Source organism: Promicromonospora kroppenstedtii DSM 19349, from assembly GCF_000515355.1.
Lineage (GTDB): Bacteria > Actinomycetota > Actinomycetes > Actinomycetales > Cellulomonadaceae > Promicromonospora > Promicromonospora kroppenstedtii.
Window position 1 is genome coordinate 44,508 of the sequence record NZ_KI911640.1, and the last position, 1,862, is coordinate 46,369.

At 72.2% G+C, this 1,862-nt stretch carries 1 protein-coding gene; it reads left to right on the plus strand.

Features of this window, described 5'->3' with window-relative positions; all coding sequences use genetic code 11:
* Nucleotides 1–1,862 (plus strand): glycoside hydrolase family 31 protein (locus PROKR_RS07705; protein WP_084800307.1); only part of this gene is annotated, 1,862 nt, incomplete at both ends.

Below are 1,862 nucleotides of genomic sequence, written 5' to 3' on the forward strand. Positions count from 1 at the left end.
ACGGCGCGACGCTCGTCAACGGCGGCCTCCGCGTCGAGCTGACGACCACCACGGGGTTCAGCGAGGTGGTCGGCTACGAGGTGTCGCACTGCGACCTGGCGTTCTACGACGCCGACGGCCGGCTGCTGCTGCGCGAGCTCGACCGCGGGGGCTCGCTCCAGCTGCGTGCCCGGGACTTCCGCCCGCGGCTCGGCGACGACGGGCACACGCTCACGGCGTCGTTCGAGTCCGACCCGGACGAGAAGCTGTACGGGATGGGCCAGTACCAGCAGCACGTGCTGGACCTCAAGGGCTCCACGTTCGAGCTGGCGCACCGCAACTCGCAGGCGAGCGTCCCGTTCGTCATGTCGAGCGCCGGGTACGGGTTCCTCTGGCACGACCCGGCGATCGGGCGCGCTACGTTCGCGCGCAACCGCACCGAGTGGCACGCCGAGTCGACACGGCAGCTCGACTACTGGGTGACCGCCGGACGCACGCCCGCGCAGATCTCCCGCGCGTACGCCGACGCGACCGGGCACGCCCCGATGATGCCCGAGCGCGGGCTCGGGTTCTGGCAGTGCAAGCTGCGCTACTGGAACCAGGAGCAGCTCCTTCAGGTCGCGCGTGAGCACCGCCGGCGCGGGCTGCCGCTGGACGTCATCGTCGCCGACTTCTTCCACTGGCCGAAGATGGGCGACTACCGGTTCGAGGACGAGTTCTGGCCGGACCCGACGGCGATGGTCGACGAGCTGCGCGACCTCGGGGTCGAGCTCATGGTCTCGGTCTGGCCGCAGGTCTCGCTGGAGTCGGAGAACGACTCCCACCTGCGGCGGAACAACCTGCTGGTCCGGGCCGACCGCGGGCTCGACGTGCAGATGGCGTTCCAGGGGCCGAGCACGTTCCTCGACGTCACCAACCCCGAGACCCGGCGCTGGCTGTGGGAGACCTGCCGGCGCAACTACGGCGAGCACGGGATCCGCACGTTCTGGCTGGACGAGGCCGAGCCCGAGTACGGCGTCTACGACTACGACGCCTTCCGCTACCACCTCGGCCCGGCGCTGCGGGTCGGCAACGTCTACCCGCAGGCGTTCGCGCGCGCCTTCTACGAGGGCCAGGTGGCCGACGGCGAGAGCGAGGTCGTCAACCTGGTGCGCTGCGTGTGGGCGGGCAGCCAGCGCTACGGGGCACTCGCCTGGTCGGGTGACATCTCCTCGACGTTCGAGGACCTCGCGCGGCAGGTCACCGCGGGCATCCACATGGGCGTCGCGGGCATCCCGTGGTTCACCACCGACGTCGGCGGCTTCCACCGGGGCGACGTCACCGACCCGGCGTTCCACGAGCTGCTCGTGCGCTGGTTCCAGTTCGGCGCGTTCAGCCCCGTGATGCGGCTGCACGGCGACCGGCTGCCCGGGCACGAGGTCGCCGCGGCGGACGGTTCGCCGCGGCTGGGCTCGGGTGGACCCAACGAGCTGTGGAGCTTCGGTGAGGAGGTCTACGGCGTGCTGGAGCGCTACGTCCACCTGCGCGAGACGCTCCGGGACTACGTGCGCGACGCCATGCACGCCGCGCACGCCGACGGCCAGCCGGTCATGCGGGGCCTCTTCCACGACTTCCCCGACGACCCGCGGGCCTGGGACGTCGACGACCAGTTCCTGCTCGGGCCGGACGTCCTCGTCGCTCCGGTCCTGGCGGCCGGCGTCCGCGAACGGGACGTCTACCTGCCTGCGGGGTCGCGCTGGACGGATGCCGCCACGGGCGAGGTGCACGACGGCGGGACGACGGTGCGCGCGGCCGCCCCGCTCGACGTCGTGCCGGTGTTCCTGCGCGACGGCGCACTGCCGCACCTGATCGGCCGGACCACGGGCCGGGTGGCGCCGGGGGCG